Source organism: Neisseria sp. HMSC03D10, assembly GCF_001807625.1.
Taxonomy (GTDB): Bacteria; Pseudomonadota; Gammaproteobacteria; order Burkholderiales; family Neisseriaceae; genus Neisseria; species Neisseria mucosa.
The window spans coordinates 31,191-37,121 of the sequence record NZ_KV789511.1 but is presented as its reverse complement, the minus strand read 5'-3'; the positions used below and the strand labels follow the sequence as shown (position 1 = coordinate 37,121).

7 protein-coding genes are annotated in these 5,931 nt (G+C 46.4%); 4 read left to right on the top strand and 3 right to left on the bottom strand.

Features of this window, described 5'->3' with window-relative positions; translation table 11 throughout:
* Positions 1-232 precede the first annotated feature (232 nt).
* Together HMPREF3066_RS03245 and HMPREF3066_RS03240 are read right to left on the bottom strand one after the other, a co-directional pair.
* A complete protein-coding gene (locus HMPREF3066_RS03245) occupies positions 233-856 on the bottom strand; it encodes a TIGR01621 family pseudouridine synthase (RefSeq protein ID WP_039405609.1) in 624 nt (207 codons plus the stop codon).
* Between the two features lie 10 nt (positions 857-866).
* A complete protein-coding gene (locus HMPREF3066_RS03240; protein ID WP_070440413.1) occupies positions 867-1,439 on the bottom strand; it encodes a TMEM165/GDT1 family protein in 573 nt (190 codons plus the stop codon).
* Between the two features lie 332 nt (positions 1,440-1,771).
* On the opposite strand from HMPREF3066_RS03240, the gene HMPREF3066_RS03235 reads away from it, so the two are divergent.
* The 3 genes from HMPREF3066_RS03235 to HMPREF3066_RS03225 all read left to right on the top strand — a co-directional run bounded on the left by HMPREF3066_RS03235 (position 1,772) and on the right by HMPREF3066_RS03225 (position 3,381).
* Positions 1,772-2,359, top strand: a complete 588-nt coding sequence (locus tag HMPREF3066_RS03235; RefSeq protein ID WP_070440411.1) for a YdcF family protein — start codon at positions 1,772-1,774, stop codon at positions 2,357-2,359.
* A gap of 169 nt (positions 2,360-2,528) precedes the next feature.
* Positions 2,529-2,912, top strand: coding sequence for a hypothetical protein (locus tag HMPREF3066_RS03230; protein WP_168160650.1), 384 nt, complete (start codon positions 2,529-2,531; stop codon positions 2,910-2,912).
* Positions 2,872-3,381: a hypothetical protein gene (locus tag HMPREF3066_RS03225; protein ID WP_168160649.1), complete on the top strand. Its 510-nt coding sequence runs from the start codon at positions 2,872-2,874 to the stop codon at positions 3,379-3,381. Before HMPREF3066_RS03230 ends, HMPREF3066_RS03225 begins: the two co-directional genes overlap by 41 nt.
* A gap of 187 nt (positions 3,382-3,568) precedes the next feature.
* Here the strand turns inward: HMPREF3066_RS03225 and ffh are convergent, their stop codons facing one another.
* Positions 3,569-4,939, bottom strand: coding sequence for a signal recognition particle protein (gene ffh, locus HMPREF3066_RS03220; RefSeq protein ID WP_070440405.1), 1,371 nt, complete (start codon positions 4,937-4,939; stop codon positions 3,569-3,571).
* A gap of 116 nt (positions 4,940-5,055) precedes the next feature.
* Here ffh and HMPREF3066_RS03215 point away from each other — a divergent pair, with 116 nt between their 5' ends.
* Positions 5,056-5,862 carry a cytochrome C assembly family protein gene (locus HMPREF3066_RS03215; protein ID WP_070440404.1) on the top strand — a complete coding sequence of 269 codons (807 nt, stop codon included), beginning with the start codon at positions 5,056-5,058 and terminating at the stop codon, positions 5,860-5,862.
* The last annotated feature ends 69 nt before the right edge of the window (positions 5,863-5,931 follow it).

Sequence of the window (5,931 nt, the reverse complement as noted above, 5' to 3'; positions counted from 1 at the left end):
CCAGCGAAGCCAAGCAACAGGAAAAACGCGAACGGCAAGCCGCCGCTTTAAATACCTTTGAATCAATCGCCCGCCGCTGGCATACCGACAATCTACACCGTTGAAAAGAAAACCACGCCGCCGGTATTATTTTCGACTTTGAAAGGTGTTGCCCTAACTACCCGCTTTCTTAGCGGTTTTTTATTTTCGATTATCTGATGCGATACACGAAACCTTGTCAGATATTTTGGATTTATTCATAAATGAGATCCAATGGCGGCCATTCCTCACTCAAGGGCGCGACGATTTCAAACGTCTGATCCTGATAATCAAATTTTATTTTCCACGCATGAAGGAACATCCTCGATGCAGGCTTCCCGCCGTAGAGCGTATCGCCCAAAATCGGACTACCCAAACTTTTCATGGCGACACGAAGCTGGTGGGTTTTGCCCGTATGTGGATGTAGGACGAACAAACGCAAGCCGGGTTCTAAACTATGGCTGTTAAACTCGGTCACGGCGGGATTTTCCATACTGCGCATCAGTTTCCATGTGCCGCGCCGCGATTTTTCCATATCACCTTTGATCCAACCCTGTTTCTTAGACGGCTTGTCCGTTCCCAGCGCCAAATAAGTTTTACGCATGGTTTTGGCGGCAAATTGCTGCGCCAGCGCCGACGCGCTTTGCGGGTTCAGGGCAAACAGCAGCACGCCGCTGGTCAGTTTGTCCAAGCGGTGCAGCAGCCAAACCTGCTCAAGACCGAGCTGCGCCGCCAGCGTCTGCGTCAGGCTGACTTCGCCCTCTTCCTGATGTACGGATACGCCGCAAGGTTTGTTAATGGCGACAAAATCCGGATGCCTAAATAAGATTTCCCACATTTCAGACGACCTATTTCAACATAATGCCGCCACCGGATAAAGTGATGGCGCCCAATACGCAAAACAGTACGCAGGCGGAAATCCGCACGGCTTTGGCGGGGATTTTTTTCATCAGCATATCGCCCAAATAAACCACAGGGACGGTTGCCAACATCAATCCGGCAACGCTGCCGAGTACGACCATGGATAAGGATTGGTATTTTGCCGCCAACAAGACCGTGGCGATTTGGGTTTTATCGCCGATTTCCGCCATGAAAAACAGGAAAACCGTCGCTCCGAACGCGCCGTATTTGAGCCAACGGCTGTCCGGGTTTTCATCTTTATCGGGCAGGAGCAGCCACAAGCCGACCGCGATGAAGCTGATGCCGACGACCCATTTGACGGTCTCAGGAGAAATGGCTTCCGCCAGCCATACGCCGACAAATGCGGAGACCAAATGATTCAGTAAAGTGGCAATGAAGATGCCGGAGACTACCGCATTTTTCTGGGCGAAACGTGCGGCAAGGAAAAGAGCGAGCAGTTGCGTTTTATCGCCGATTTCGGCAATGGAAACGCCCAGTATTGAAGAGAAAAATGCTTCCATAAGATACTCAACCGAAGCGGGCAAAAACAAAAAGCGTTGCACATACCGCCCGCAAGGGTATGGACAACGCTTACGTCTTGCCTGTCTTCCAGTGTTGTCAGGAAGATGCCGCCACCATGACCAATCTTTGTCGAACTCAGTCAATTATGTTGATAACGGCTCTGATTTTCAGTGAAATCAGATGGCTACTCCCGTAAGAGTGTGCGCATTATAAAGATAGAAGGGGAGGGATGCAATAAGTAATTGGCGGCTAAGGGGTCGTCTGAAACCTTGGAAGATGGTGAAAGCGATTATGCTATGATGACACAAGGTCAAAACCCACCGGAGTATTAATGCAAAAGTATTGGATATTGTGCATCGTTTGTTTTTTGGTATGGTGTGCTGTTTTGAGCTGGCTGCATCTATCTGCAGCCAATGTGAAAAAAAGGTCGTCTGAAAACCTGTCTTCTGCCGATATTGCCGTTGTTTTAGGTAATGCTGTTAACCGCAGAGGAAAACCTAATCCTTGTTTGCGCTCGCGGGTTGAAGCAGGTGTCAGACTGTATCGGCAAGGTAAAGTGGATGAGTTGCTGATGAGCGGAGGAACGGACGGGGACGGCAGCAATGAAGCTCAAACTATGCGCGATATGGCCGTGGAAATGGGTGTGCCGTCCGAAAAAATACGGTTGGAAGAACATTCAAAAAGTACATATGAAAACATCTTGCTGAGTGTACCGGATCTACGGGATGCGAACGAAATCATCATTGTCAGCGATGCTTTCCATCTTGCGCGTGCCTCTTGGCTTGCCAAGCGCTACTGGCAAGGTAAAACCGTTGAATTGTATGCTTCAGGGGCGTGCGGTGATTCGACGGTAAATTACTTGCGCAAACTGTCTCGGGAGGTGCTTGCATGGGTAAAGGCGGTTGCACTTTACAGTTAGAGGATGACTATTATTCTTTTGTAATAATAGATTGCCATGCTTTTGACTGACTAGAATCTCAATACCAAGAGGTCGTCTGAAAACCCAATTTGACTTCTCTTATAATCACATCGGATGCCGGTAGCAATCAGTTTACAGTCTGCCCGACGAAGGTGAGCAAGTTGTCTATTTGCTGGACGATCGCGGCGAAAACGGCTGTGTGATTGGAGCGATTTACAGTATAGGCGATAAACCTCCTGTCAGCAGTAAAGACAAATGGATACGCCGATTTAAAAATGGGACTATAATTGAACATAACCTCCAGACAGCTGGTGTTTTGGTGAAAACGAAAGGTGTAGTCACGATTGATGTCGATATGGTGGTAAAAAAGACCTTGACTGTTGAAGGTTTATTTACCTACACCGCAGGTGTGTTGGGTAAAGGTGGCAACGGTGCATCAGCGGTAATTTATGCAAGCCTTGTCACAACAGAAGATGTGACTGCGGGTGGTATTTCGGTAAAAGGCCATATCCATGATGGCGATAGTGGTGGAAAAACCAGCCTTCCTACTTGAAAGTATTTTAAATGGCTGCATTATTGAGATCCCACTATCTCTGTCTATAAAGGATTACCTTATGAATATTGAGCAACAACGTAGCAAAATTAGTCAGATTATTTTTCCCCATGAATCTGAATATATTAATCCTGATGCTGAGTTTAGTATTTGTAAAAAGGATAATTTGATTGAATTGGCACGGTTATTTTATGAAAAATACAAATACATTCCAGATAATAATTGGATGCTATTGATTCACTTGATGTTTTCGACAAATAGTTTGGAAATAATAACCCGTGAAGATTTGAGGCTCTTCTATCAAACAATAGAAGAACACGGTTGTGTCAATGCCTTAAAAACATTAGATAATTATCCCCCTTATAAGAGTTACATGATTGCCGCTTCTTATGAAAAAGCTATTGGTGTATTGGATGAGAGATACGAATATTATTGTAGGCTAGATTTCTTTGCAACTATTCCGCGTTAATTTGTAAATAATCCCTGTATCGCTCAAAAGTAGTTTTAAACCGCATTAAAAGGCATTTCAGACGACCTTCTCTAAAATCCCTGTATCTATAAGAGATACAAGGATTTTTTGATGTTTTACGCCGCATCCCTCTCAAAATACTGCCAGCTCGTGCCCGAAGACGTGTTTATCCCCTATTTCCTGCCAATTACATTCCGGGGAACATGCCTTTCATGCCCTTCATGCCTTTAGCCATACGCATCAGTTTGCCCAGTCCTTTTCCGCTAAACATTTTCATAACTTGTTGTGATTGTTCGAACTGTTTGAGCATTTTGTTAACTTCCTCTACGCTGGTACCGGCGCCTGCGGCAATGCGGCGTTTGCGGCTGGCTTTGAGCAGGGTTGGGTTGGCGCGTTCTTTGGGTGTCATGGAGTTGATGATGGCTTCGACTTTACCCATGGCTTTTTCTGCCGTGCCTTCGGGAATTTGTTTGGAAATCTGACCCAGTTCGCCCGGCATTTTTGACATCAGGCTTTCCAGTCCGCCCATATTGCGCATTTGCTGGATTTGTTCTTTAAAGTCATTGAGGTCGAAGCCTTTGCCTTTTTGCAGCTTTTTCGCCATTTTAGCGGCGGCTTCTTCGTCTATGCCTTTTTGGACATCTTCAATCAGGCTCAACACGTCGCCCATACCGAGGATGCGACTGGCGATGCGGTCTGGGTAGAAGGGTTCGAGTCCTGTGATTTTTTCACCGATACCGATAAATTTGATGGGTTTTCCGGTAACGTGGCGCACAGACAATGCCGCGCCACCGCGTGAATCGCCGTCCATTTTGGTCAGGATGACGCCGGTCAGCGGCAAGGCTTCGTTAAATGCTTGTGCGGTGTTTACAGCGTCTTGACCCAACATGGCATCGACGACGAATAAGGTTTCTACGGGATTGACGGCTGCGTGCAGCGCTTTGATTTCATTCATCATCTCTTCGTCAATTGCCAAGCGTCCGGCGGTATCGACCATCAAGACATCGTAAAAGTGTTTTTTTGCATAATCAATCGCAGCAGTGGCAATTTCGACAGGTTTCTGATTGGAGTCGGAAGGGAAGAAGTCAATGCCGACTTGCTCAGCCAAAAGGCGCAACTGTTCGATAGCGGCAGGGCGGTACACGTCGGCTGAAACGACCAAGACTTTTTTCTTCTGTTCGTTTTTCAGCAGGCGGGCGAGTTTGCCGACGGTGGTGGTTTTACCGGCACCTTGCAGACCTGCCATTAAGACGATAGCAGGCGGTACAGCTGCCAAGTCCAAAGAGGAATTTTCCTTGCCCATCAATTCGATCAGGGCTTGGTTGACGACGCCGATAAAGGCTTGGTCGGGAGTCAGGCTGCCGGTAACTTCTTGTCCGAGCGCTTTTTCTTTGACGTTGTTGACAAATTCTTTTACAACGGGCAGGGCTACGTCCGCTTCGAGCAGGGCAAGGCGGACTTCCCGCAGAGCCTCTTTGATGTTGTCTTCTGTCAGTTTTGCTTGACCGCGGATATTTTTGAAAACTTTACTAAAGCGGTTGGTTAAGTTGTCTAACATGCTTGTCCTTGGTAATGATAATAGCTGCCCTGTTCGGGGCATTCTTTGCTAAAATAAAATTGAGATTATTTTACACTATCGCGTGCTGTTATGTATGCGCGCCAAGAAAGTTTGTTATGCCGACTATTCTGATTTGCCTGATACTGGTGTATGCCGGATTGGGTATATTCGTTTGGTTCAACCATAAGACCCGAGATATTAAAGATTATCCCCTCAAAGCCGAACTGGCAGTTTTAGGTACCGCACTAACCATGAACGGTGCCGTATTGCTCATGCCTGTCATTCAAGACAAGGTTTTGATTATGGGCTTTGGGTATTCCGTCAGTTTGATTGTATGGTTGATGCTACTGGTGTATTTTGTTGGTAGTTTTTTCTATCGTCTACGCGGATTGCAGCTGCTTTTATATCCGTGCGCAGCGTTTACTTTGTTATTGGGTGCGCTGTTTCCGGGTAAATATGTCGGCTACCAAATCAATGATCTGCCGTTTATGTCACACATTGGTACATCGCTGCTGGCATACGGTTTATTCGGTATTGTGACCTTGTTTGCTGTTTTGATTTTGCTGCTCAACCGCAACTTGCATAGACGACGTGTTTCCAGTTTGTCCGGTTTCCTACCATCTTTACTGAGTTTGGAAAAACTCATGTTCCAGGGGATGTGGGTAGGTTTTATTTTATTAACCTATTCGGTTGTCAGCGGGACATTTTTTGCGGAGGCTGTATTCGGTAAACCCGTTACATTTACCCATAAAACCGTATTCGGCATTCTCTCATGGATAATTTACGGTGCGTTGCTGCTTAAGCACAGTATGACGGCATGGCGAGGTAAAAAAGCAGCCGTTTGGACAATCATCGGGTTTGTCAGCCTAATGTTCGCTTATGTAGGAAGCAAGTTTGTATTGGAAATCTTGCTGCAGCGTTAAGGTGAGAGTTATTCAGGTAATGGCTTATTTAGATTAACAAAGGTCGTCTGAAAGGGATTTCAGACGACC